The following is a 24,531-nucleotide window of genomic DNA, read 5'->3' on the forward strand; positions in this document are numbered from 1 at the left end:
TTGGAAACCTGTTAGGATAATAAACATTATTTCGTTTCTACTTTATTCAAGAAAATCCAGGTTTCGTCTGGTTTTGCGCCTTCAATTCCTGTTTGGTATTTTTTCATTAAAGCATTCCAGTCGTCTACGCGCGGATTATTTTCTGTTGTTTTTGGATTTAGTTTATCCAAATTTTCCCCTTTCGGAATACTGATTACCAAGATCAATTGTCTGTCTTTTTTGAAGACTTGTAATTGCTGAAAATCAGCATTACAGAAACCTTTGGCAACTTCCGGCCATTTTTCGAATTGGGTTTTGTGATACTCTATATATTCTTTTTGAAGCTTTTCATCAGCAGGAAGATTGGCCGTTAAAACAACATTTTCCCAATCCGATGCAGGTTTTGAATCTTTACATCTTTCAAAATTTTGGAAATCATAAACTAAATCCTCATAGATTTTAATTTCTAAAGAAGGAAAAGCACCCGCCAATTTTCGCTTTGTTCTTTCGGGCTGATTCATTTTCCCGTAAATCACCAAATGATTTTTCCATTGGTACAATTCCTGACCAACAATTCTAAAACCAACCAAAGTCGATTTGATTTTTTCGATATCAAAATCAGAACCTATCAATTCGATTGCATACGGTTTTGGCATTTCCTGCAATCCCCATTTTTCATCGATGACAACTTCCTTTTCTAAATCTTTGTAAGGCGATCTGATTCCCGCACTGTCTTTAATTTTAGTGTTTACATACGGATCGTTATGTTCCCAGATGTTGCCTTTTGGACCATTATGGTTTTTAAGGATTTTCTTTTCGGCAATCCAGTTGTTTTTAATCATAAAACCTTCGCTTCCTTCATCGGTATATAAATACAACCATAAAAACGGATCGTGTGCATACGGACTGTTATAAACCTTGTCGATATAATTTTCTTCGATTCGGCTGTTGGGCTGCGCCGAAAGCGTATAAATTCCTGCAACATCGTGTAAATGTTTCGCATAATGATGAATTTTATTCGCCAGAATTTTATTGTTCTGCATTACGTTTGGCGTATGCGTCCAACCCCAGCCCATGGCCATTCCGGAATAGGATACATCCGAAATTTCGTTGTGTTCAATCGTAATATTTCGAACAAATCCAGCGCTGATTCCTAAAGTTCCCCAATCTTCATTGGTTACGTTGGTGATTAAATTATCCGAAATCACTTCATCAGAACACATTTCTCTTTCATCTTTTATGATTAAAGGCAAATGCGCTTCAAAAGCTTCTTCAGAAAAAATCCCAACGTTAATGGCACTTCCGCCAATATCCTTAAATAAATTTCCCTTTACTGTATTGTGATTCGTTCCTTTATTTAAATCTAAACCAGTCGAAGCCAAATGCTCAAAACGGCACGATTCAAACTGAATATTATTAGCATAATTCACTTCAACCGCTGCACGAGGTCTTCCCACCCAAGCTTGATTTTCTAAATTCGCCTGATTGGGTGTTCCTGGAACTTTCAATTTATAAGCGTCTAACAAATACAAACCCGACTGCAGCGGCACATGACCTTGCTGTGAAGGTCGAAGCCAGTTGCTGTATTGAAACGAAATTCCTTTAAATTGAAAATGATGAACAGGCGAATCGATCGTTCCTTTTACTTCAACCAGATTTTCTAAAACCGGAGCCGTAACGGTAACCGAATTGATTTCTTCACCTTGACGCGGAATGTAATAGATTTTAGCATTCTTTTTATCTAAAAACCATTCTCCGGGTTCGTTCAATAATGAAATGGCGTTGTTTAAATGAAAAGCCGAATTTCCATTGTTTTTAGAAATCCACGGCGCAGGCCACGGGTGCTCACTTTGAATACGGCTTTCGGGTTCTTCAAACGAAAGTCTGGCGCTGTCTTTTTGTACTTCGATATTTTTAATTCTGAGGTTCGCAATCGACCACCATTGCACGATAAACATTTCCATTCCCGGTTCGAACTTAACCGATTTATCTTTAAACGGAATCCAGCAGGTTTGCGATTGATGATCCCAGGACAAAATCCTGTCCATTGCATTTCCTGCAGTATTTTTGGCTCTAACGGCTTTTTTTCCGTTTACCCACAATTGTCTGTAATTGATGATTGAGCCCGCTTTTTGAGGCGCATCGGCAACCCAGAATGTTCCTTTTTTACCATTTAAAACACTTACTTTTTTCCAATTTTTAATTTCGATTCCGCCACTTATAATTGGTCTCGCATTTGCATCGGCTTCAATTGTTGTTGGACTTTCGGCAGTTCCGGAATCTTCTGGTCGTACAAATAATGGTTCGTTTAAATAATATGTTCCGTTCATTACTACGATTCGGATTCCGTCTTTTATTGATGAATCTTTTAATCGGCGGAGTTCTCTGGCTTTTCGCATGGCCATTTGAACCGTTGCCAGCGGATTTGATTTTGTTCCGAGGTTGGAATCATTTCCTGATGGCGAAACCCAAATTTCAGCTCCACTTGCCGAAAGTGTGAATACCATTAAAAAAACGACCAGTAATTTGTTGAAAGGAATTAAACGCATTATTTATAGTATTGATTTTTTTCTTGAGATAAAATTACAAGGCATTAAATTAAAGAGCTATAATTTTTACAAATAAATGTATTTTTAACACTTTTACCAAATAATTGGGACAATTTAAAAGAATATAAAATGACAAGCATCCTGTACCCTCCTGTATCAGTAAGCTTTACTACCATTTTGAAGCAAAAATTCAAATCGTGATTTGAAATCATTCTTCGTTAAAAAAATCAAATTCACAAAAAATCTGTCATAATTAGATCAAAATTGTCATTTCATAATAATTTTTTAATAGATTTGTGTAATCGATTACATTGATAGATTATTGTTTTTATGCGACCATTTTTATTCATCAAATAAAAAATTAACTCTAAAAAAATCGACTCAGCATTCAAAAAAAGCTGAAAAAGTAAATTTTAAACATAATACAATACGAATGAAAACTAACCTAACCCATCTTTTCTACGCAGCATTGACCATTCTCGCGGCAAGTTTTTCTGTCCCGGTTTTAGCACAAAAAACAGCTGACACTTATAAAGACATTGAATTTAAAATGTCAAAAGTCAAAGAGCCGGTTATTCCTAAAAACAGCGTAAACATAAAAGATTTTGGTGCGGTTAATGGTGGTTATGTTTTAAATACGAAGGCTTTCGCCGATGCTATTGACGCTGTTTCTAAAAAAGGAGGCGGAAAAGTTATTATTCCTCCGGGAATCTGGCTTACAGGTCCAATTATTTTAAAAAGCAATATTGAATTGCATGCCGAAAGCGGTGCTTTAATAAAATTTTCTACAGACAAATCTTTGTATCCTATTATCGAAACTAATTTTGAGGGATTAAACACCTGGCGATGCATCTCTCCTATTTATGGAAAAAACTTAGAAAATATAGCTTTTACAGGAAATGGTGTCTGGGATGGTTCCGGCGAAGCCTGGAGACAGGTTAAAAAGAGTAAACTGACAGGCGAACAATGGAAAAAATTTGTGGCTTCTGGCGGTGTTTTAAATGAAAAGAAAGACAGCTGGTATCCATCAGAACAATACTTAAAAGGTTCTAATGGTGCAGATCAAAATGTACGTTTAGATTTAAAAACAAAAGAAGATTTTGAAGCGATTCACGATTTTCTCCGCCCTGTTTTAGTGAGCATTCAAAACAGCAAAAGAGTTTTATTTGATGGTCCTGTTTTTCAAAATTCTCCTGCCTGGAACATTCATCCTTTTATGGTAGAAGATTTGATTGTGAGAAATGTAACGGTTCGTAATCCGTGGTATTCACAAAACGGAGATGGTCTTGACATAGAATGCTGCAAAAATGTCTTGGTTGAAAATTCAAGTTTTGATGTTGGTGACGATGCCATCTGTATTAAATCAGGAAAAGATAAAGACGGACGTGAAAGAGGCATTCCGTGCGAAAATATCATTGTAAGAAACAATATCGTATATCACGGTCATGGTGGTGTAACGGTTGGTAGTGAAATGTCCGGCGGCGTAAAAAACCTGCACGTTTCCAACTGTACTTTTATGGGAACTGATGTTGGTTTACGTTTTAAAAGTGCACGCGGCAGAGGTGGTGTTGTAGAAAATATCTTTATTTCGAATGTTTTTATGACTGATATTCCGTCGCAGGCTATTTCTTTTAATTTGTATTATGGAGGAAAATCGATAGCCGAAACTTTGGCGGAAGGCGGTGATAAAGTCGTTAATAAAGCTATGCCTGTAACGGTTGAAACTCCTCAGTTTAAAAATATTTCGATTAAAAATATTACTATCAAAGGCGCTCAACAAGCGGTATATTTACAAGGTCTTCCTGAAATGAATCTTGAAAATATCGAAATCTCAAACTTAACGGTTACGGCCGAAAAAGGATTTTCGATTATTGATGCAAACGGAATCAAAATCAGCAATGCAAAACTGGATATTCAGGACAGTAATGTATTTGAAGTTTACAACGTAAAAAATATGTCTTTAAAAAATGTTGAGTTCAATTCTACATCTGCAAAAGCTGTAAATATCAACGGTGAAGGAAACGCCAATATCGAATTGGTTTCTTCTAAAAACTTAGATTTTTCAAAAACAACTACCCTAGGAAATGATGTTCCAAAAGGAGCTGTAAAATTTTAATCACAATTTCAAAAATGAAATTTATCAATAGTTCAAAAGCAGTTGTTTTAAGTCTTTGTGCTTTTTCGTTTCTACATTCGAATGCCCAAACTAACAAAGAAGAAAAATCAGTAATCAGCACCAAAGTTTTTAGCGATGGAACTAACCATTGGTACCATATTAAAGACAAAACCAATATTGTAAATCCGATTCCGAATCAGCCTCAATATGCTGAAACGGATTATGCCAAAATCGCTGATAATATTTTACTTTTTCAGCGTAATAATGGCGGATGGCCGAAGAATTACGATATGAAAGCAATTTTGACTCCAAAGCAAATCGATACGGTTATGAAAACCAAACCGATTCTGCATACCACATTTGACAATGAAACCACTTATACGCACGTCAATTATCTGGCTCAGGTTTATACTTTGACTAAAGAGACTAAATACAAAGACGGTGCACTAAAAGGAATTGATTTTATTTTGGAAGCGCAATACGGCAATGGAGGCTGGCCTCAATATTTCCCTTTAGAAAAAGGCTACAGCCGACATATTACCTTAAATGACGGTGCTTATATGGGCATCATGAATTTGTTGAAAAAGATTGTAAACAACGACCCTGATTTTGCTTTTATCGATGCTAAAACCAGAAAAAAAGTAACCACATCATACGAAAAAGGAATTGACTGTATTTTAAAAATGCAGATTAAAGAAGACGGAAAACTAACGGCCTGGTGTCAGCAGCATGATGAAATTACGCTGTTGCCAGCATGGGCAAGAAAGTTCGAACCGCCAAGTATCTGCAATGCCGAAAGTGTAGATGTTGTACTCTTTTTAATGGCAATCAATAATCCTGATGAAAAGATAATTGCTTCGGTGCAAGGTGCTGTAAAATGGTTTCAGGATTCAAAAATCTATAATACCAGAGTCGAAAGTTTTCAGGCTCCGGAAATGGATTCGAAGTACAAAAAAATCACCAATGATGTTCGTGTAGTAACCGATACTGCTGCACCGCCAATTTGGACGAGATATTATGAATTAGGAACTCATAAACCTTTATTTTGCGATAGAGACAGTCAGTTTTTGTATTCTTTGGCAGAAGTAAGCCGAGAACGCAGAAGCGGTTATGCGTGGTATACCGATAAACCGGAAAAGGTTTTCAAGAAATATGCAGCCTGGCAGAAAAAATGGGATTCTGGGAATGATGTTTTGAAGAATTAAGAGTCATTGCGAGGAACGAAGCAATCTCACTAAGATTAACCAAACAAAGCTGGATATAGAAAATGTGATTGCTTCGTTCCTCGCAATGACAAGATTGCGTATATTAAATTAATCATTCAAGCTATAAAACGAAACCGCATTTTCAAACCAAATTTTATTCTGATCTTCGATAGAAAATTTCGAAATATAATCCTCTAACGTTTTTACAACTTCATGATAATCAGAAGCTACATTTAGAACAGGCCAATCTGAACCGTATAGTATTTTATCTGTTGGGAAATTTTCAAAAATTACATCCAAGTACGGTTTCAAATCCTCTGGTTTCCAGTTTTTCCAGTCGGCTTCTGTGACCATTCCGGAAATTTTGCACCATACATTATCGTATTTTGCGATTTCTTCGATACCGCTTTTCCAGGAATCAATATTGCCTGATTTAATATCGGGTTTCGCAATATGATCGATTACAAACTTTTGATTCGGGAAATTTTTTACCAAGCTTATTGCTACTGGCAACTGACGATGAAAAATCAGAATATCATACGTAAAATCAAACTCTTTTAAAGCCGAGATTCCTTTGCGAAAATCTTCTCTAAACATAAAATCATCGGCTTCACCTTGAACAACATGTCGGAATCCTTTAATAGTTTTATTCGAAGAAAAATGACGTAAACGTTCTGATATATTTTCGGCACGAAGATCAACCCAGCCCACGATTCCTTTTATAAAATCATTTTTTGAAGCCAGATCTGCAAGAAAAATGGTTTCGTCTTCCGACTGACTTGCCTGAACCGCTACACAACCTGAAAATTTGTTTTCTGTAAGCAGAGGCAATAAATCTTCCGGAAGGAAATCTCTTTGAATTTTCGACATACTTTCATCAATCCAACTGTCTCTAACAGGGTCAAATTTCCAAAAATGTTGATGAGAATCAATTCGGTTATTCATTTTGAATTAGTTTACATCGTTGATTAAAGCACGATCTAAATGCACGTAACCTCCATCTACAAAAACAAATTGTCCGGTAGTATGCGAAGAACGATCCGAAATAATGAAAAGCGCCGTATCTGCAATTTCTTCTGTTTTGGTCATTCTGCCTTCAAACGGAATGCTTTTGTTGATTTTCTTTAAAACGGTTTCTCCATCTGCCAACGTTTTAATCCAGTCTTCGTATGCCGGAGTATAACTTTCGGCAATAATAATGGCGTTCGAACGGATTCCGAATTGAATCAAATCTACCGCCCATTCTCTTGTAAGTCCTAAAACGCCGCCTTTTGCAGCAGCATAACCCGAAGTGCCACCCTGTCCTGTTAAAGCTACTTTTGAACCAATATTCAGTATATTTCCTTTTGATTCTTTTAAGTACGGAAGCGCGTATTTAACCAGCAAAAAGTAACTTACTACATTCAGCTTTAAAGAATTCATAAATTCCTCATAACTTGCTTCTAAACCCGCACCGTCATTAACTCCAACATTGTTGATAACAGCGTCGATTCTTCCGTATTTTGCTGCGATTGTTTTAACCGCATTTTCGATTTCAACAGGATCAGTCACATCGGTTTGCACAAATAAAGAATCTATTCCTCTTTTTTGAAGATTTTCCGCGTAAGCGAAACCTCTGGCATTGCGATCAACCAAAACCGGGATTCCTCCTTCGTCTGCAATTCGGTTAATGATGGTTTCTCCAATACTGCCTTCTTTTCCAGCCGAACCGGAAACGACAATTATTTTGTTTTTTAAATTTAAATCCATTTTTGTGGTTATTTATAAGGTTTAATAGTAGTTGAATTTTCACATTTTTGTCATCCTGACGAAGGAAGGATCATCACAAGAAGCTCCTCATTGAAATTCACCAATCTTTGTAGAGTTTCTTGCGAAGATTTCTCGTTCCTCGAAATGACAAAGTTTGCGTAAAACTTTAACTATACTCTTAGTCAATCTCAATTAACGCTTTGATTACATTGTTTTTTGGATCGATTAATTGCGCGAAATCTGTAATCATTTCAGAGAAATTGGTTCTGTGCGTAATGTATTTTTTAGGATCTATTTTACCTTCTTTCAAACATTTCATAACATATTCAAAATCTTCAATAGTCGCATTTCTGCTGCTCATTAAAGTCGATTCTCTTTTATGGAAATCAGGATGACTGAAACTTAATTCTCCTTTTTGAAGTCCCACTAAAACAAATCTTCCGCCATGCGAAATATAATTAAAAGCACTGTTCATTACTTTCTGATTTCCAGTTGCGTCAATAACTACATTGGCCATATCACCGTTTGTCAATTCAGCCAGTTTTGCGGCTACATCATCGTTTAACGGATTAATAGTTTCATCAGCATTTAATTCCGTTTTGCAGAAATTTAATCGGTAATCGTTGATATCCATTACGATCACTTTTGCTCCGGCAATTTTAGCAAACTGAATCAATCCAATTCCAATTGGCCCTGCTCCCATTACCAAAACCGTATCCGTTGACTTAACAGCTGCTCTTCGTACTCCGTGCGCTGCAATTGCCAATGGTTCAACCAAAGCCAGTTCGTCATAATCTAATCCCTGACCGTGAAGTAAATACTGTTCCGGAATTGTTACATATTCAGCCATTCCGCCATCGATGTGAACTCCAAAAACTTTGATGTTTACACAGCAGTTTGTCAATCCGTTTCGGCATGCAACACAAGTTCCGCAATTGAAATATGGAATAAAAGTGACTTTATCGCCCGGTTTAAAACCTGCTGCATTTCCTTTTACATATTCTGCTGCCAGTTCGTGACCCAAAATTCTAGGATATTCAAAATACGGCTGTGTTCCGCCAAAAGCATGAATATCAGTTCCGCAGATACCAATTCTTTTTATTTTTAATAGAACTTCACCGTCTTTTGGTTCCGGAATTTCTTTTTCTTTTAATTTAAATTCTTGCGGCTTTTCGCATACAATAAATTTCATCTTCAATTTTGTTTTAGATTACTTTTTATATGCAACTGCAGTCTGCTTACTTGTACCCAAACCTTCAATTCCAAGTTCTACAACATCGCCGGCTTTTAAGTAAATTGGATCTGGTTTAATACCTAAACCAACTCCCGGAGGCGTTCCTGTACTAATGATATCGCCCGGAAGCAAAGTCATAAACTGACTTAAATAATGTACTAAATACGGAATTTTAAAAACCAGATTCAGCGTGTTGCTGTCTTGGTATTTTTTACCGTTTACGCTTAACCACATCGATAAATTATCAACATCTTTTACTTCGTCTTTCGTAGCCAAAAATGGTCCAAGAGGCGCAAATGTATCGCAGCCTTTTCCTTTTGCCCATTGTCCGCCGCGCTCAATTTGAAATTCTCTTTCGCTGTAATCGTTCAATAAAGCGTAACCTGCAACGTAATCTAAAGCTTCTGCTTCTTCAACATAACTTGCTTTTTTTCCTACTACAAATGCTAACTCCACTTCCCAGTCGGTTTTTACACTGTTTTTCGGGATAATTACATCATCGTCCGGGCCGCATAAAGAAGTCGTTGATTTAAAAAAGATAATTGGTTCTGTTGGAATTGGAGCACCTGTTTCTTTACAGTGATCTACATAATTTAATCCAATACAGATTATTTTTGAAGGTCTCGCAACCGGAGATCCCAAGCGTACATTGGCATCAACTTCTGGTAAAGAAGGATTGCTTTCTAATGCTTTTTGTAGTTTTTCCAATCCGTTTTCTTCAAAAAAACTTTCGTTGAAGTCTGAAACGATAGAAGAAACATCATATCTTTTTTCATTAATTAAAACTCCTGGTTTTTCTTTCCCGATTTCTCCAAAACGTATTAATTTCATTGTATATATTTTTTTTTAAAGTTACTAAGGTTCTGAGGTTCTGAGATTCTAAGGTTTTATTTTAAAGGTACTGAGGTACTGAGTTACTAAGATTCTAAGGTTCTCAGTTTTTTCCTTAGTACCTTAGAATCTTAGTCCCTCAGAACCTTCAATTAATTATTCAGTTTAATAAATCCACCATCAATTGGGTAATCGCATCCGGTGATAAATCCGGCTTCTTCGCTGCATAAGTATAGTGCCAAAGCGGCGATTTCGTCTGGTTTTCCCATACGGCCAATTGGCTGTGATTTAGAAAGTTTATCGAACATTTCTTCTTCTTTTCCGGCGTAATTTTTAGAGATGAATCCATCAACAAAAGGCGTGTGAACCCTTGCCGGAGAAATAGAATTACATCTAATATTTTCACTCAAATAATCTCTTGCTACAGATAAAGTCATCGCCATAACCGCTCCTTTTGCAGTTGAATAAGCAAATCTGTCCGAAATTCCAACCCAGGCCGCAATCGACGCCATATTTAAAATTACACCGCCATTTGAAAGTCGGAATTGCGGAATCGCAGCAAACAAGCAGTTGTAAACACCTTTTACGTTTACATCCATTACACGGTCAAAATCAGTTTCAGAGGTCGTATCCGCTTTTCCAACATTAGCAATTCCCGCATTATTGATTAGAATATTAATATTTCCAATTTTTTCAAAAACCGCTTTAACATCAGCTTGACTGGAAACATTACAAGCATACGAAAACACATTTCCTCCTGCCTTTTTAATTTCGTCAACAGCATCCTGTGCACTTTCTATAGATAAATCAATAATATGAACTTCTGCTCCCTGTTTGGCAAACAAGGCCGCAATCGCTCTTCCAATCCCGCTGCCACCTCCTGTTATAACTGCTTTTTTATTTTGTAATGAAAACATTTTTAATAGTATTTAGTATTATAGAAATCAAATTTCAGCGCTTCAAACATCTCTCAAAAATAATAAATGTAAAAAACACAATTACAAATGTAATCGATTATAACAATATTTGCATTTTATTTTAATGTTAAAATCAGAAAATGATCATTCTTTAATAAATTATAACATTTTTTATTCGGTTTGTAAAAAAATACGCTTCGTACAAAACTATTATCAAAAAATTTAATGCAAAAAGTTACATTTTCTTGCGCAATCCAATCTTATTTCTAATTTTGTAATTGTATTTTTTACATTTATTATTTTACCTACACCAAAATCAATACAAATGGCAGTATTAAAAGGCATTACGTGGAATCATACAAGAGGTTTACTCCCTATGGTTGCAACGGCACAGCGCTTTACCGAATTAAATCCGGATATCGAAATTACCTGGGAGAAAAGAAGTTTACAAGAATTTGCAGATGCTTCGATCGAAGATTTAGCAAAGCGATTTGATCTACTGGTTATCGATCATCCGTGGACAGGTTTTGGGGCGTATACTAATGCTATCCTCCCACTCTCTGATTATCTGCCTGCCGATTATATTAAAGATCAGGAAATAAATACCGTAGGAAAATCATACGGCAGCTATGTTTTCAGCAATAAATTATGGGCTTTGCCAATTGATGCTGCGACTCCGGTTGCTGCCGCGCGTTTGGATATTTTAGAAAAAAAAGGATTTAAAGTTCCGCAGACATACGACGATTTATTGGCTTTGGCCAAAAAAGGATTGGTTGCATTTGCCGGAATTCCGGTTGATGTTTTAATGAGTTTTTATATGTTTTGCTGCAGTTTAAGCGAAGCTCCGTTTCAGTCTGAAGAAAAAGTAATTTCCATAGAAACAGGAAAAAAAGCTTTGCAGATGTTTCGGGAATTGGCACAATTAATTGATCCGGCTAACTTTAACCGAAATCCAATTCAGGTTTACGAAGCGATGGTCAATTCAGATGAAATTGCTTACTGCCCTTTTGCTTACGGATATTCTAATTATTCAAGAGCAGGATACAGCAAAAACCTGCTTCATTTTTATGATTTGGTTAAGCTGAATAATGCGTCTATGATAAGTTCTCTGGGCGGAACAGGATTAGCAGTTTCTTCTTTCAGTAAACATATTCCGGAAGCGATTCGTTATGCCGAATTTACAGGTTCATCTCAAGTACAGCAGAATATTTTTGCCGATAACGGAGGTCAGCCTGGGCATTTGCAAGCCTGGAAAAACGACCGAATCAATTCTATTACCAATAATTATTTCAAAAATACTTTACCAGCTTTAGAAAGAGCTTTTCTGCGACCAAGATATTCCGGACACATGTATTTTCAGGATCATGCAGGCGATGTGGTTCGCGATTATCTAATAAATGGCGGCAGCGAAGAACTGGTTTTAGATGCCTTGAATGCACTTTATACTAAATCCTTAAAACTGCAAAATTCATGAAACCATTAGAAGGATTAATTGTATTAGAGTTCTGCCAGTTTTTGGCGGGTCCTTCTGCCGGGTTAAAGTTAGCCGATTTAGGCGCACGAGTAATTAAAATCGAACGTCCAGTAAAAGGCGAAGCCTGCCGACAATTAAGCATTAAAGATCTTTTTGTTGACGACAGCAGTCTTTTATTTCATACGATTAATAGAAACAAAGAATCGTTTGCAGCCGATTTAAAAAATCCTGACGATTTGGTTTTAATCAAAAAACTAATCGAAAAGGCGGATATCATGACGCATAATTTCAGACCGGGCGTGATGGAAAAAATCGGATTAGATTTTACTGCGTCACTTGCTATTAATCCAAAAATAATATACGGAACCATAACTGGTTACGGCGATAAAGGTCCTTGGGCAAAAAAACCAGGACAGGATTTGCTTTTGCAGTCACTTTCGGGTTTAAGCTGGCTGAGCGGCCGAAAAAGTCAGGGTCCCGTTCCGTTTGGTTTGGCTGTAGCCGATTTAATGTGCGGGAATCATTTCGTGCAGGGAATTTTAGCCGCTTTATTAAAAAGAGCCAAAACCGGAAAAGGTGTTTTGGTTGAAGTGAGTTTACTTGAATCTATTTTAGATGTTCAGTTTGAGGCGCTTACTTCTTTTTTAAACGATGGCGGACAACAGCCGGAACGAGGCGATATTAAAGGAAGCGCACATGCTTTTTTGAGTGCGCCTTACGGAGTTTACAAAACACAAGACGATTATATTTCGCTAGCCATGGGCGATTTACTTTTTATAGGAAATACGCTTGGAGTCGATTTAAAAAATTATGCAGACAAGCATATTTGGTTTGAAAAAAGAGACGAAATCAGAATTCTTTTAGCCGATAAATTAGCCGAACAAAAAGCATATTATTGGTTAGAATTACTTCAAAAACAAGGTATTTGGGCAGGAAAAGTGCTCGATTATGAAACGTTGGACCAACAGCCTTTTGTAAAGGAATTAAACTTAAAACAAACCGTAAAAAATTCCGATGGCGAAACTCTGGTTACCACCAGAAGTCCCATTCAGCTGGATGGTAAAATTTTAAGCAGTACAAAAGCAGCTCCAAAAGTGGGCGAAGATAATGCAGTAATACACAAAGAGTTTATTCGGTAAACTGTTGAATCGTTGATTCGTTTAATCGTTTAATCGTGTTGAACAAAACGATGAATTAATGATTAAACGATTCCCCCCTTAAATTGATAAACGGTTAAACAAATACAACGATTAAACGATTAAACGATTAAACGAATAAACAATAAAACGGTTAAACAAAAAAAATGAAACCTTTAGAAGATTATTTAATAGTAGATTTTAGTCAGTTTCTTTCGGGTCCGTCGGCGAGTCTTCGTTTGGCCGATTTGGGCGCGCGCGTTATAAAAATTGAGAAACCGGGAACTGGCGATATCTGCAGAACCTTATATACTTCTGACTTAATCATGAACGGCGAATCGTCTGTTTTTCATACCATAAACAGAAATAAAGAATCATTTGCCATTGATTTTAAACAGCCGGAGGAACTTCAAAAATTAAAAAAATTATTAGCCAAAGCCGATGTGGTTATGCACAATTTCAGACCAGGCGTTATGGAACGCATTGGTTTAAGTTATGAGGATGTAAAAGCGATAAATCCAACGGTGGTGTACGCTTCGATTTCAGGTTTTGGAAATCATCCCGAACTTAAAGATTTACCGGGGCAGGATTTGTTATTACAATCTTTAACCGCTTTAACTTGGCTGAGCGGCAATCAGGACGACGGCCCTGTACCAATGGGATTATCAATTGTAGATATGCTTGCGGGAGCACATTTAGCACAGGGAATTTTAGCCGCTTTATATCGAAAAGCAGCACAAAATATTGGCGGAACGGTTCAGGTAAGTATGCTCGAATCGGCTTTTGATTTTCAGTTTGAAACCATTACGACTTTCTTTAATGATGGCGGTGAATTACCCGTTAGAACTAAAACTAATAATGCCCACGCTTATTTGGGCGCGCCATACGGAATTTACCAGACCAAAAACGGCTATCTGGCTCTGGCAATGGGATCAATTCCCGTTTTGGCTTCCTTGCTGCAATGTGATGCATTATTACAATTCCCTGAGAATAAATTTACACTTAGAGATGAGATCAAAAATATTCTGGCTTCTCACCTATTAACACATGAAACACAATTTTGGCTGGACATTTTAGAACCGGCTGACATTTGGTGCGCAGGAGTTCTAAACTACGAACAGCTTTTTAGGGAAGACGGTTTTAAAGTTTTAGAGTTTACGCAGCAAGTTGAAATGCTCGACGGCTATTCGTATAAAACGACAAGATGCCCTATAAAAATTGACGGCGAATATTTTACATCGACTAAAGGTTCTCCGAAATTAGGACAGGATAACGAGCGAATTATAAAAGAATTTATAGCATAGATATGGACAAATTTAGAATCGCTGTTAGAAAATTTTCTCCTTTTGAAAGTACGCTGCAAAAGCTTTGGGATGCTTTTTGCCTAAAAAACAATATTCAGATGGAGGTTGAAATGGTTCCATTAGAACTGCACGATCTTTATGAAGAAACCATTACCAATAAAGGCTTAAAAAATGGAAATTGGGATATCGCGCACTTAAATACGGATTGGATTTTTGATGCTGCGAATGAAAAAGCGGTTCTGGATTTAACATCTTTTATCAATCAAAATCCACCGCAGGATTATCCTGAAGGCTGGCATCAATCGTTACTAAACCTGCAGCAAATTAATGGCAATATTTACGGACTTCCGTTTCACGATGGACCGGAATGTTTGATTTACAGAAAAGATTTATTTGAAGATTTATCCGAAAAAGAAAACTTCAAGAAACAATTTGGTTACGAATTGTTCCCTCCAAAAACTTGGGAGCAATTCACCCAAATTGCCACATTTTTTAATCGCCCAGAAAGCAATTTATACGGCTGTGTCTTTGCCAATTATCCTGACGGCCATAATATGGTTTTCGATTTCTGCCTGCAGTTATGGACACGCGGCGGTTCTCTTTTAGATTCTCAAAATAAAATAAATATCGATCATAATCCGGCAGTTGAAGCTTTAGATTATTATAGAAAAATCGTCAACAATATAAATGCGGTTCATCCGGGTTCGAAAAATTTTGGTTCTGTCGAAGCTGGATTGGCTTTCGCCGAAGGACAAGCCGCAATGGCAATTAATTGGTTTGGATTTGCCTCGATGTGTGAAGTAATCGAGGAATCGAAAGTAAAAGGTAAAGTTGATATTACCGAATTACCGCATGATGAAAACCACAAAACGGCTTCATTGAATGTATATTGGCTTTACACTATTGGCATTGGAAGTAAAAATAAAGCACTCGCCTACGATTTTTTACGATTTGCAACAACTGCCGAAAGCGATAAATTATTGACAACCAAAGGCGGTATTGGATGCAGAAAATCAACCTGGAATGATGCTGCAATTAACCAAACGATTCCGTACTATCATAAACTGGAAATGCTGCATGAAAATGCTTTGACTTTACCGCAAACGCCAATTTGGCCCAAAGTAACCGAATTGATAGATCAAATGGTTTTAAAAGCGATAGAAACGGATATTCCGTCGCAAATGCTTTTAGAAGAAACACAGCAAAATATTGAAAAATTAACGAATTGATTCGCTTAGTCAACTTTTTCAAAGTTTTAAACTTTGACAAAGTTTTCACTGCTAACTGAACTTAAAATAGACGACGAAATGAATATTCCCTATAAACCTTTACTGCCCGAAACCAAACAACCCATTATCATTATCGGGGCAAGCGGTATTGTAAAAGATGCGCATTTGCCTGCTTATAAAATGGCTGGTTTTACGGTTTTTGGCATTACCAACAGAACGATTGCAAAAGCGCACGATTTAGCCAAAGAATTTGAGATTGAGCATGTTTTTGAAAACGTGGCCGATGCGGTTAAAAATGCGCCATCTAATACCGTTTATGACATTACGGTTCTGCCGGATCAATATATCGAAATATTAGAACAATTGCCTGACGGTGCTGCGGTTTTGATTCAGAAACCAATGGGAAATGATTTGGCTCAGGCCAGAGAAATTGTAGAAGTCTGCGAAAGAAAAAGCCTTGTGGCTGCGATCAATTTTCAGCTTCGATTCTCCCCTTTTGTAAGCGCGGCGAGATATTTAATTAACGAAGGATTAATTGGCGATTTATACGATTTCGAATTTAAAGTAACAGTAAATACACCGTGGGAATTGTTTCCGCTGATTAAGGAACATCCTCGCTTGGAAATTCTTTTTCATAGTGTTCACTATATCGATTGCATTCGTTCGTTTATGGGAAATCCGAAAAGTGTGATGGCAAAAACAGCGAAACATCCGCTTAAAAAATTATCATCGAGTCGTTCTACAATCATTTTAGATTATGGCGAAGATAAACATGTTGTGATCAATACGAATCACGATCATCACTTTGGGCCAAATCACGAAGAAAGCTACATAAAATGGGAAGGCACAAAAGGTGCAATCAAAGCCAAAATGGGATTATTGATGAATTATCCTGACGGACTTCCGGACATTTTTGAATATGCGATTGAGGATGAAAAAGGTCAATACGAATGGAAAAAAGTTAACCTTGAAGGCTCATGGTTTCCGGAAGCTTTCATAGGAACGATGTCTAATTTAATGCGTTTTAAAGAAGGCTCGGATTCTAAATTACTGGCAAGCGTTCAGGACGTTTTAGATACCATGAAAGTCGTCGAAGCCTGCTATATCAGTAACAATAACGGAGGAATTTTAATTTAAGTCTTAAAGTCTAAAGTCATAAAGTCTTGGATTTATTGCACTTTACAATTTTGGATTTTCGGCTTTGGACTTTGGACTTTACAACTTTCAAAATAAAATATATGTATTTCAAATCAACATTTTTCGAGGATTATAAACTTGATGAAAAACGAGTAACCTTAGGCAGAACCATTACAGAAACTGATTTTGTGGTTCATGCCGGACACACTGGAGATTTTTTCCCGCATCACATGGATGAAGAATGGTGTAAAACACAGCCATTCGGACAGCGTATTGCACACGGAACTATGGTTTTTGCTATCGGAATCGGCTTAACGGCTTCTGAAATAAATCCCGAAGCTTTTTCCAGAGGATATGATAAAATGCGATTCGTAAAACCGGTTCATATTGGCGATACCATTCATTCTGAAATCACTATTTCCGAAAAAGGCGAAGCAAAAAACCCAGAAATGGGAACCGTAACAGAACATGTCGAAATCATTAACCAAAGAGGTGAAGTGGTTTTGGTTTGTGATCACCTTCTTTTGGTCAAAAAGAAATGATTCTTTTTTGGAGGGACAAAGGTTCAAAGGAACAAAGGGACAGAGGTTTTTCTACTCGTAAAACCTTTACCTAATAGACGCACTGCAGTGCGTCTCTACAGAAAAAAACCTTTGAATCTTTGTTCCTTTGAACCTTTGTTCCTCAGACCCTTAGTCCCTCAGAACCTTAGAACCTTTTAAAAAAAAACTAATGCAAATAACAAACCAAACAGGCGATCTTCACGAAGTGCCAAACGAAGGTGGAAAAACAAACTATCTTATGCCATTTATTTTAATTACCAGCTTATTTTTCCTTTGGGGAATGGCACATAATCTGGATTCTATTTTAATTCCGCATTTAAAAAAGGCGTGCGAATTAAACAACCGCCAATCGACATTGATTGATACTTCGGTATTCTTTGCTTATTTTATAATGGCGATTCCGGCGGGAATGCTTATTAAACGATTTGGTTATAAAAACAGCATCATTACCGGATTATTAGTTTTCGCTGCTGGTGCCTTTTTATTTGTTCCTGCTGCCAATACGAGAACCTACGAGTTGTTTTTATTCGCTTTGTTTGTAATTGGCTGCGGTTTAACAATTTTAGAAACAAGCGCTAATCCGTATGCTGCGATTTTAGGCCCTGCCGAATCTTCTTCTAAAAGATTAAATTTGGCTGCTTCTTTCAACGGATTAGCGGCTATGGTGGCTCCAATTGTGGGGTCATTATTTATACTTTCGGGAAAAAATCATACTCCGGAACAAATGGCAGCAATGCCAGAAGCTGAAAAAGCATCGTACTTATTAGGCGAAGCTGCTGCTGTAAAAATGCCTTATATCATTTTAGGAAGTGTACTGGTTTTAGTGGCCATTATATTCTATTTCATGCATCTGCCTTCGATGAAACCACAGCATACTGAAGCTGAAATTAAACCGGGATTTTTCTCTGTTTTAAAGTTTCGTCATTTAAGCTGGGCCGTTGCGGCACAGTTCTTTTATGTGGGTGCACAGGTTTGTATTACGAGTTTCTTTATCAGAATTGCACAGCAAGGTGCTCATTTAGACGAAAAAACGGCAGGATATTATCTTGGTATTTACGGTTTCTTGTTTATGGCTGGGCGCTTTATTGGGACTTTCTTTCTAAAGTTTGTAAAAGACTATACTTTGCTTTCTATTTACTGCGCAGCGAGTATTTTACTTTGCTTATTAGCGATTTACGGAACCGGAATTGTGGTTATTTATGCTTTGGGCGGTATTGGATTTTTTATGTCGATTATGTTTCCTACGATCTTCTCTTTAGGATTGGTTGGTTTAAAATCGAATACTGAAACAGGTTCATCGTGGCTGGTAATGTCCATTGTGGGCGGCGCGATTCTTCCGTACGGAATGGGAACTTTAATCGATATGAAACACGATGATATTCAGGCTGGATATATTATTCCGCTTTTATGTTTTGTGATCATTTTATCGTTTGGCTTGTATGGGCATAAAGTGAAACGTTAATTGTTAATGGTTAATTGTTAATGGTTAATGGTTAATGGTTGATGGTTGATGGTTGATGGTTGATGGTTGATGGTTGATGGTTGATGGTTGATGGTTGATGGTTGATGGTTGATGGTTAATTATAAAAAAAACGCCTCATGAATGAGGCGTTTTTTTATGTTTAAATTTAGTTAACGACGATTTCCTTGTGAATGATCATGATCTTTGTCGGATTTGTGATTATTGTTTTTGTCGTTGTAGTTTTTTTTCTCTTTCTTATCCGATTTGTATTTCCCTTGTGATTTGTTGTTTTTCACTGGTTTTTCTCCTCTGTTTTTTTGAGGTTTTCCGTGATATCCTTTTGGATAACTTGCTCTGTGTTTAGAGTGATACGAATAAGGAGCATCTCCTCTGTAATCGGTTAAAACTACTTTGTAACCTCCGTATAAATCATATTGTCTGTATTTTGCAGGAAGTCTCCTTTCACGAACCCATCTTCCGTTGTTATCATAGATATACTGACTTTGAACTACATCATAATAAATGTCGATATCGGGCAGATAATAGTATCTGCTGTCATCGTATCCTTGCGGTCCCCAGCTTGGAGGGGTTCCGATATTTACATTAACGGATACTTGTGCCTGAGCAAAAAACACGCTCATAAATAATACGGAGGCAAATATTAACTTTTTCATGTCTTTAGATTTTAAATATTAATTTCAAATAGAAACTAATCGAAAGTAGTGCCAATATTCTCATTTATCGAATGCATTATACAGAAACGTTATGCCAATCGACGAATAGTGTTTTTAAACCGATATATACCAAATTAAAAACGCCTCATTGCTGAGGCGTTTTCTAGTCATGTTTAAATTTAATTAATAGCGATTATCATGCGTGGAATCATGATTGTTTTGGAATTGTATCGCTTTATTTTAGGCTATGCTTTCGAATTTGAATCTTTACAAAGCAAAGGTACAATACAATATTTTAATATTGTTTATTATTTAGACCAAGGATCGTTTTTTAACGACAAACGTACATTTAAGTACGTCGTTTTCAAATTCTATTTCCATCCGCCGCCTAAAGCTCTGTATAAGTTTACAAGAGCCTGTAATTTCTGTAAATTATCGTTGACACCGCTTAATTGTGCAGATAAAAGATTTTGTTCAGAAGTCAGTACATCTGTATAATTCGTAGCTGAGCTGTATTCTAAAAGCTGCTGCGTAAAATCGACTGCCTTTTCTAAAGCTTCAATTTGTTTTTGTCTTGAATCTTCTTTTGCAGCTGCCATTTGGTACGAAAACAAAGCATTCGAAACTTCCTGACCTGCCACTAAAAGACTTTGCTGGAAATTATTATAAGCCTGCAATTGTTTTGACTGCGCTGTTGTTAATCTGGTTTTGTTTACTCCTTGATTAAAAATTGGCTGCGTTAATCCTCCAATTATCGAGTAGAAAATCGAATTGCTGAAAAAATCTTTTATTTCAAGATTCGAAAATCCACCGCTTGCTGTAAGGGTTAAACTTGGATAAAAATACGTTTTAGCCAGATTAGTTGATTCGAAAGCAACTCTGAAATTAAATTCGGCCTGACGTACATCCGGACGATTTTGCAACAACTGAGACGGAACTCCAACAGCAATACTTTCCGGAACAATCTGTGCATCTAATTCACTTCTGTCAATTGGTCCTGGCGCTTGTCCTAATAAGATATTAATTGCATTTTCGGTTTCACGAATGCTGCGTTTTAAATCCGGAATCAAAACTTCGGCTGCATGCTGATTGGCTTCACTTTGTACCACAGCTGCTCCGGTAACGATAGCGCCTTCTTTTAAGTCTTTTATCGTTTCAACATTTTTGATACGGCTTTCTAATGTTTTCTCTGTAATCTTAAGCGACTTATCGTAAGAAAGCAATAAAAAATAATTGTTGGCAATATCCGCAATCAACTGTGTCTGGATGGCTTGTTTTGCTGCATCAGTAGCTAAATAACTAGCCAAAGCTGCTCTTTTAGAACTGCTTAGTTTTCCCCAGATATCAGCTTCCCAAGACGTACTTAAAGCTAGTTTATAAGTTGAAGTTAAGGTATTGATATTAATTCCAGGAGGAAAATTTAATCCAGCTTCTGACTGTTTGTTACGTGTTACACTCGCATCCAGATTTAAAGTTGGGTAATACGCTAATTTACTTTGACGTAATGACGCTTGTGCTTGTATAATGTTTTCGATAGCATTTTTCAAATTAAGGTTTTGATCTAATCCTTTCTGAATTAATGCATTTAGTTTTTGATCTTTAAAAACGCTCTGCCACGGCATATCTGCAATAGTTGTGGTATCGGCAGAAGCCTCATCACGATACAGTTTATCTGTCGAGAGTGTTGTTGGGCGTTCGTACTTTTTGGTAATCGAGCACGCACTTAAAAGTGCGGCTGTCATTACCATAAGAATATATTTATTTGAACTATGAGTCATCTCTGTCTTAATTTAATTATTACTCTTTATGAGCTTCTATCGCTTGTACTTCCTCATCATCTTCATCATCCTCATCAAAACTTGCCTTTGCAGGACCGCTGATTCTTTCTTGTAAACTTTGGAAAATGATAAACAATACCGGAATAACAAATACTCCTAAAATGGTTCCGATTAACATCCCTCCAACAGCTCCTGAACCAATCGATCTGTTTCCAACAGCTCCTGCACCAGTGGCAAACATTAAAGGAACAAGTCCTAAAATAAAGGCAAAAGAGGTCATTAAAATTGGTCTTAAACGCGCTACAGCTCCGTCGATTGCAGCTTGTACAATAGGCATTCCTTTACGCCTTCTGTCTAAGGCAAATTCTACAATCAAAATACCATTCTTAGCAAGAAGTCCAATTAACATAATTAAGGAAATCTGCAGGTAAATATTACTGTTTAGTTTGAAAATAATCGAGAACAAATAAGCTCCTGCTAATCCAAACGGAATTGAGAATAATACCGCAAATGGTAAAATGTAACTTTCGTATTGCGCACTTAATAAGAAATAAACGAAAACCAAACATAAAATAAAGATGAAAATCGTTTCACTTCCTGATGCCAATTCCTCACGTGTTAATCCAGAGAACTCATAACCATAACCTGCCGGAAGCTCTTGTGCTGCCACTTCCTGAATGGCCTTAATAGCATCTCCCGAACTAAATCCTGGTTTTGGGGCTCCTGTAATGGCAATAGAAGAGAAAAGGTTAAATCTTGAAATAGATTCTGGTCCAAAAACTCTGGTCATTTTTACAAACTCTGTAATTGGTGCCATTGTTCCTGCACTGTTTCTAACAAAGATTTTATTTAATCCTTCTGTATTGGTACGGAATTCCGGAGAAGCCTGAATCATAACACGATATTGTTTTCCGAATTTATTGAAATTCGAAGCATACAATCCTCCGTAATATCCTTGCATTGTAGACAAAATCGTATTGATTGAAACTCCTGCATCTTTTGCTTTTGCCAGGTTTACATCCATCATATATTGAGGGAATCCCGGGTTAAAAGGAGTTGTTGCATATTGTATTTCAGGACGTTCTGATAATTTAGCTAAGAATTCATTATTAACTTTAAAGAATTCTGCTGTCGTATGCCCGCCTTTATCCTGCAATTGGAATTCGAACCCGCCACTTTGTCCAAAACCTTGAATAGTTGGCGGTGAAATAAAGAAAATATTAGCTTCTCGAATACCGCTGGTTTTTGCAAACAGCTGTCCAATTACATCATTAACACTTAGATTACGTTTTTCCCAAGTTTCTAATTTTATAATAACCATACTGTAAGCACTTCCGGCTCCAGCAGTAAAGTTCTGTCCAACAATACGAAGGGTGTTTTTAACACCTGGAATTGTTTTAGCAATACTGTCTACCCTTTTGGCAATTACATCTGAACGTTCCATAGAAGCAGACGGCGGTAAACTAATGTTGGCGAAAACAGTACCCTGATCTTCCGAAGGAACGAAAGCAGAAGGCGTAGTTTTCATCATATAAAATAAAGCGGCACCGGCAATTACAATCGAAGCGGCAACGATCCATTTCTTAACCGAAAGAAACTGAACTGATCTTTTGTATTTTCCTGTTACGTTATCAAAAGCAACGTTAAACGCGGTGTAAAATCTTTGTAAATATGTTTTATGTTTATGATCGTCTGCGTGAGGCTTTAAAAGTAGAGCACACAAAGCCGGACTCAAAGTCAAGGCGTTAATTGCCGAAAGGATAATCGCTACGGCTAAAGTAATACCAAACTGTTTGTAGAAAACCCCTGTAGATCCTGTAATAAAAGTTACCGGAATAAATACGGCCGACATTACAAGTGTGATCGAAATAATCGCTCCCGAAATTTCATCCATCGCATCAATTGTCGCTTTTTTAGATGATTTGTAGCCGTGGTCTAATTTGGCGTGCACCGCCTCGACGACCACAATCGCATCATCCACCACAATACCAATGGCCAGAACCAACGCAAAAAGCGTTAATAAGTTAATCGTAAACCCAAATAAATTCAGGAAGAAAAACGTTCCTACAATCGCTACCGGAACGGCAATAGCCGGAATTAATGTAGATCTAAAATCCTGAAGGAAAATAAATACTACGATGAAAACCAATATAAAGGCTTCGATTAAAGTGTGGATTACTTTTTCGATAGAAGCATCCAGATTTTCGTTAACATCTACAAGAGTGGTATATTTTACACCTTTTGGAAAACTCTTTGAAGCTTCTTCAATCAGCTTTTTAGAATTGATAATTACATCACGGGCATTAGATCCAGGCGTCTGGCTGATTGCCATCGCTGTAGATTGTATACCGTTTGTTTTGGTTGTAGAGGCATAACTTAATGATCCTAACTCCACTTTGGCAACATCTTTTAAGCGTAACATTTGTCCGTTTCCAACAGATTTTATTACGATATCGCCAAATTCCTGAGCACTTGTTAAACGCCCTTTGTATTTAATTACGTATTGAAAAGCCTGATTTCCGTTTTCACCAAATTTACCTGGTGCAGCCTCAATATTTTGTTCTGCCAAAGCAGCCGAAACATCACTCGGGATCAGTTTATATTGCTGCATGATATCCGGTTTCAGCCAGATTCTCATCGAGTAATCGTTGGCACCAAAAACGGTTACATCTCCTACCCCAACTACACGCTGGATTTGAGGAACAAGGTTAATTTTAGCATAATTTTGAAGGAAAGTCTGGCTGTACTCGTTTCCATCGCTGTATAAAGAGAAAATCAACAAGTTACTACTCTGACTCTTTGTTACTGTTACTCCTGCCTGAGTTACCTCTACAGGTAATAAACTGGTAGCTCTCGAAACCCTGTTTTGCACGTTTACCGCTGCTAAATCTGGATTCGTTCCTACTTTAAAGAAAATTTTTATCGATGCATTTCCGTCATTGGTTGCTGTAGAAGTCATGTACGTCATGTTTTCTACACCATTAATTTGTTCTTCCAGCGGAATTACGATACTTTTTAATACCACATCGGCATTCGCACCTGTATAACTCGCCGAAACGTTTACCGTTGGTGGCGCAATATCAGGATATTGAGAAATAGGCAGTTCGACCAAGCCCAAAACACCTAAGATGACAATAATAACCGAGATTACTGTCGAAAGTACAGGTCTTTGTATGAATATTTTAAACATGTTT

18 protein-coding genes are annotated in these 24,531 nt (G+C 37.1%); 9 read left to right on the plus strand and 9 right to left on the minus strand.

The window, feature by feature from the left end:
- Nucleotides 1-26: 26 nt before the first annotated feature.
- A complete protein-coding gene (locus tag AC1RRQ_RS08605; RefSeq protein WP_493022610.1) occupies nucleotides 27-2,528 on the minus strand; it encodes an L-rhamnose mutarotase in 2,502 nt (833 codons plus the stop codon).
- A 433-nt stretch (nucleotides 2,529-2,961) separates the two neighbouring features.
- On the opposite strand from AC1RRQ_RS08605, the gene AC1RRQ_RS08610 reads away from it, so the two are divergent.
- Both AC1RRQ_RS08610 and pelA read left to right on the plus strand, forming a co-directional pair.
- Complete coding sequence (locus AC1RRQ_RS08610) at nucleotides 2,962-4,644, plus strand: glycoside hydrolase family 28 protein (protein ID WP_493022611.1); 1,683 nt, start codon at nucleotides 2,962-2,964, stop codon at nucleotides 4,642-4,644.
- Between the two features lie 14 nt (nucleotides 4,645-4,658).
- A complete protein-coding gene (gene pelA / locus AC1RRQ_RS08615) occupies nucleotides 4,659-5,849 on the plus strand; it encodes a pectate lyase (RefSeq protein ID WP_493022612.1) in 1,191 nt (396 codons plus the stop codon).
- 108 nt (nucleotides 5,850-5,957) lie between these two features.
- Here pelA and AC1RRQ_RS08620 read toward each other — a convergent pair whose 3' ends face one another.
- The 5 genes from AC1RRQ_RS08620 to AC1RRQ_RS08640 all read right to left on the minus strand — a co-directional run bounded on the left by AC1RRQ_RS08620 (nucleotide 5,958) and on the right by AC1RRQ_RS08640 (nucleotide 10,580).
- Complete coding sequence (locus AC1RRQ_RS08620; protein ID WP_493022613.1) at nucleotides 5,958-6,794, minus strand: amidohydrolase family protein; 837 nt, start codon at nucleotides 6,792-6,794, stop codon at nucleotides 5,958-5,960.
- A gap of 6 nt (nucleotides 6,795-6,800) precedes the next feature.
- A complete protein-coding gene (locus AC1RRQ_RS08625; protein ID WP_493022614.1) occupies nucleotides 6,801-7,598 on the minus strand; it encodes an SDR family oxidoreductase in 798 nt (265 codons plus the stop codon).
- A gap of 178 nt (nucleotides 7,599-7,776) precedes the next feature.
- The gene (locus AC1RRQ_RS08630; RefSeq protein ID WP_493022615.1) at nucleotides 7,777-8,790 is read right to left on the minus strand and encodes a zinc-binding alcohol dehydrogenase family protein; all 1,014 of its coding nucleotides are present in this window, start codon (nucleotides 8,788-8,790) and stop codon (nucleotides 7,777-7,779) included.
- An 18-nt stretch (nucleotides 8,791-8,808) separates the two neighbouring features.
- Complete coding sequence (locus tag AC1RRQ_RS08635; RefSeq protein WP_493022616.1) at nucleotides 8,809-9,663, minus strand: fumarylacetoacetate hydrolase family protein; 855 nt, start codon at nucleotides 9,661-9,663, stop codon at nucleotides 8,809-8,811.
- 152 nt (nucleotides 9,664-9,815) lie between these two features.
- The gene (locus AC1RRQ_RS08640; protein WP_493022617.1) at nucleotides 9,816-10,580 is read right to left on the minus strand and encodes an SDR family NAD(P)-dependent oxidoreductase; all 765 of its coding nucleotides are present in this window, start codon (nucleotides 10,578-10,580) and stop codon (nucleotides 9,816-9,818) included.
- Between the two features lie 325 nt (nucleotides 10,581-10,905).
- Here AC1RRQ_RS08640 and AC1RRQ_RS08645 point away from each other — a divergent pair, with 325 nt between their 5' ends.
- From AC1RRQ_RS08645 to fucP, 7 genes are all read left to right on the plus strand, one after another.
- Nucleotides 10,906-12,054: an ABC transporter substrate-binding protein gene (locus AC1RRQ_RS08645; RefSeq protein ID WP_493022618.1), complete on the plus strand. Its 1,149-nt coding sequence runs from the start codon at nucleotides 10,906-10,908 to the stop codon at nucleotides 12,052-12,054.
- The gene (locus AC1RRQ_RS08650; protein WP_493022619.1) at nucleotides 12,051-13,193 is read left to right on the plus strand and encodes a CaiB/BaiF CoA transferase family protein; all 1,143 of its coding nucleotides are present in this window, start codon (nucleotides 12,051-12,053) and stop codon (nucleotides 13,191-13,193) included. Before AC1RRQ_RS08645 ends, AC1RRQ_RS08650 begins: the two co-directional genes overlap by 4 nt.
- A gap of 164 nt (nucleotides 13,194-13,357) precedes the next feature.
- The gene (locus tag AC1RRQ_RS08655) at nucleotides 13,358-14,494 is read left to right on the plus strand and encodes a CaiB/BaiF CoA transferase family protein (RefSeq protein ID WP_493022620.1); all 1,137 of its coding nucleotides are present in this window, start codon (nucleotides 13,358-13,360) and stop codon (nucleotides 14,492-14,494) included.
- A gap of 2 nt (nucleotides 14,495-14,496) precedes the next feature.
- On the plus strand, nucleotides 14,497-15,723 hold the full coding sequence (locus AC1RRQ_RS08660) for an ABC transporter substrate-binding protein (protein WP_493022621.1): 1,227 nt from the start codon (nucleotides 14,497-14,499) through the stop codon (nucleotides 15,721-15,723).
- 78 nt (nucleotides 15,724-15,801) lie between these two features.
- Nucleotides 15,802-16,860 (plus strand): Gfo/Idh/MocA family oxidoreductase, encoded by a 1,059-nt coding sequence (locus tag AC1RRQ_RS08665; protein WP_493022622.1) that lies wholly within the window; start codon nucleotides 15,802-15,804, stop codon nucleotides 16,858-16,860.
- 101 nt (nucleotides 16,861-16,961) lie between these two features.
- The gene (locus AC1RRQ_RS08670) at nucleotides 16,962-17,402 is read left to right on the plus strand and encodes a MaoC/PaaZ C-terminal domain-containing protein (protein WP_493022623.1); all 441 of its coding nucleotides are present in this window, start codon (nucleotides 16,962-16,964) and stop codon (nucleotides 17,400-17,402) included.
- A gap of 190 nt (nucleotides 17,403-17,592) precedes the next feature.
- Nucleotides 17,593-18,885: an L-fucose:H+ symporter permease gene (fucP, locus tag AC1RRQ_RS08675; RefSeq protein WP_493022624.1), complete on the plus strand. Its 1,293-nt coding sequence runs from the start codon at nucleotides 17,593-17,595 to the stop codon at nucleotides 18,883-18,885.
- A gap of 170 nt (nucleotides 18,886-19,055) precedes the next feature.
- Here the strand turns inward: fucP and AC1RRQ_RS08680 are convergent, their stop codons facing one another.
- From AC1RRQ_RS08680 to AC1RRQ_RS08690, 3 genes are all read right to left on the minus strand, one after another.
- Nucleotides 19,056-19,559, minus strand: coding sequence for a hypothetical protein (locus AC1RRQ_RS08680; protein ID WP_493022625.1), 504 nt, complete (start codon nucleotides 19,557-19,559; stop codon nucleotides 19,056-19,058).
- 371 nt (nucleotides 19,560-19,930) lie between these two features.
- Nucleotides 19,931-21,337, minus strand: coding sequence for an efflux transporter outer membrane subunit (locus tag AC1RRQ_RS08685; protein WP_493022626.1), 1,407 nt, complete (start codon nucleotides 21,335-21,337; stop codon nucleotides 19,931-19,933).
- A 19-nt stretch (nucleotides 21,338-21,356) separates the two neighbouring features.
- Complete coding sequence (locus AC1RRQ_RS08690) at nucleotides 21,357-24,527, minus strand: efflux RND transporter permease subunit (RefSeq protein ID WP_493022627.1); 3,171 nt, start codon at nucleotides 24,525-24,527, stop codon at nucleotides 21,357-21,359.
- Nucleotides 24,528-24,531 lie beyond the last annotated feature (4 nt).

The organism is Flavobacterium sp. GW821-FHT12A05, from assembly GCF_058807735.1.

Excerpts from the sequence above, each read along its gene's own strand:
- AC1RRQ_RS08620 (WP_493022613.1), bottom strand. The coding sequence starts at position 6,794 with ATGAATAACCGAATTGATTCTCATCAACATTTTTGGAAATTTGACCCT.
- fucP (WP_493022624.1), top strand. The coding sequence starts at position 17,593 with ATGCAAATAACAAACCAAACAGGCGATCTTCACGAAGTGCCAAACGAA.
- AC1RRQ_RS08650 (WP_493022619.1), top strand. The coding sequence starts at position 12,051 with ATGAAACCATTAGAAGGATTAATTGTATTAGAGTTCTGCCAGTTTTTG.
- AC1RRQ_RS08670 (WP_493022623.1), top strand. The coding sequence starts at position 16,962 with ATGTATTTCAAATCAACATTTTTCGAGGATTATAAACTTGATGAAAAA.
- AC1RRQ_RS08625 (WP_493022614.1), bottom strand. The coding sequence starts at position 7,598 with ATGGATTTAAATTTAAAAAACAAAATAATTGTCGTTTCCGGTTCGGCT.
- AC1RRQ_RS08665 (WP_493022622.1), top strand. The coding sequence starts at position 15,802 with ATGAATATTCCCTATAAACCTTTACTGCCCGAAACCAAACAACCCATT.
- AC1RRQ_RS08635 (WP_493022616.1), bottom strand. The coding sequence starts at position 9,663 with ATGAAATTAATACGTTTTGGAGAAATCGGGAAAGAAAAACCAGGAGTT.
- AC1RRQ_RS08660 (WP_493022621.1), top strand. The coding sequence starts at position 14,497 with ATGGACAAATTTAGAATCGCTGTTAGAAAATTTTCTCCTTTTGAAAGT.
- pelA (WP_493022612.1), top strand. The coding sequence starts at position 4,659 with ATGAAATTTATCAATAGTTCAAAAGCAGTTGTTTTAAGTCTTTGTGCT.
- AC1RRQ_RS08610 (WP_493022611.1), top strand. The coding sequence starts at position 2,962 with ATGAAAACTAACCTAACCCATCTTTTCTACGCAGCATTGACCATTCTC.
- AC1RRQ_RS08645 (WP_493022618.1), top strand. The coding sequence starts at position 10,906 with ATGGCAGTATTAAAAGGCATTACGTGGAATCATACAAGAGGTTTACTC.
- AC1RRQ_RS08680 (WP_493022625.1), bottom strand. The coding sequence starts at position 19,559 with ATGAAAAAGTTAATATTTGCCTCCGTATTATTTATGAGCGTGTTTTTT.
- AC1RRQ_RS08690 (WP_493022627.1), bottom strand. The coding sequence starts at position 24,527 with ATGTTTAAAATATTCATACAAAGACCTGTACTTTCGACAGTAATCTCG.
- AC1RRQ_RS08640 (WP_493022617.1), bottom strand. The coding sequence starts at position 10,580 with ATGTTTTCATTACAAAATAAAAAAGCAGTTATAACAGGAGGTGGCAGC.
- AC1RRQ_RS08630 (WP_493022615.1), bottom strand. The coding sequence starts at position 8,790 with ATGAAATTTATTGTATGCGAAAAGCCGCAAGAATTTAAATTAAAAGAA.
- AC1RRQ_RS08605 (WP_493022610.1), bottom strand. The coding sequence starts at position 2,528 with ATGCGTTTAATTCCTTTCAACAAATTACTGGTCGTTTTTTTAATGGTA.
- AC1RRQ_RS08655 (WP_493022620.1), top strand. The coding sequence starts at position 13,358 with ATGAAACCTTTAGAAGATTATTTAATAGTAGATTTTAGTCAGTTTCTT.
- AC1RRQ_RS08685 (WP_493022626.1), bottom strand. The coding sequence starts at position 21,337 with ATGACTCATAGTTCAAATAAATATATTCTTATGGTAATGACAGCCGCA.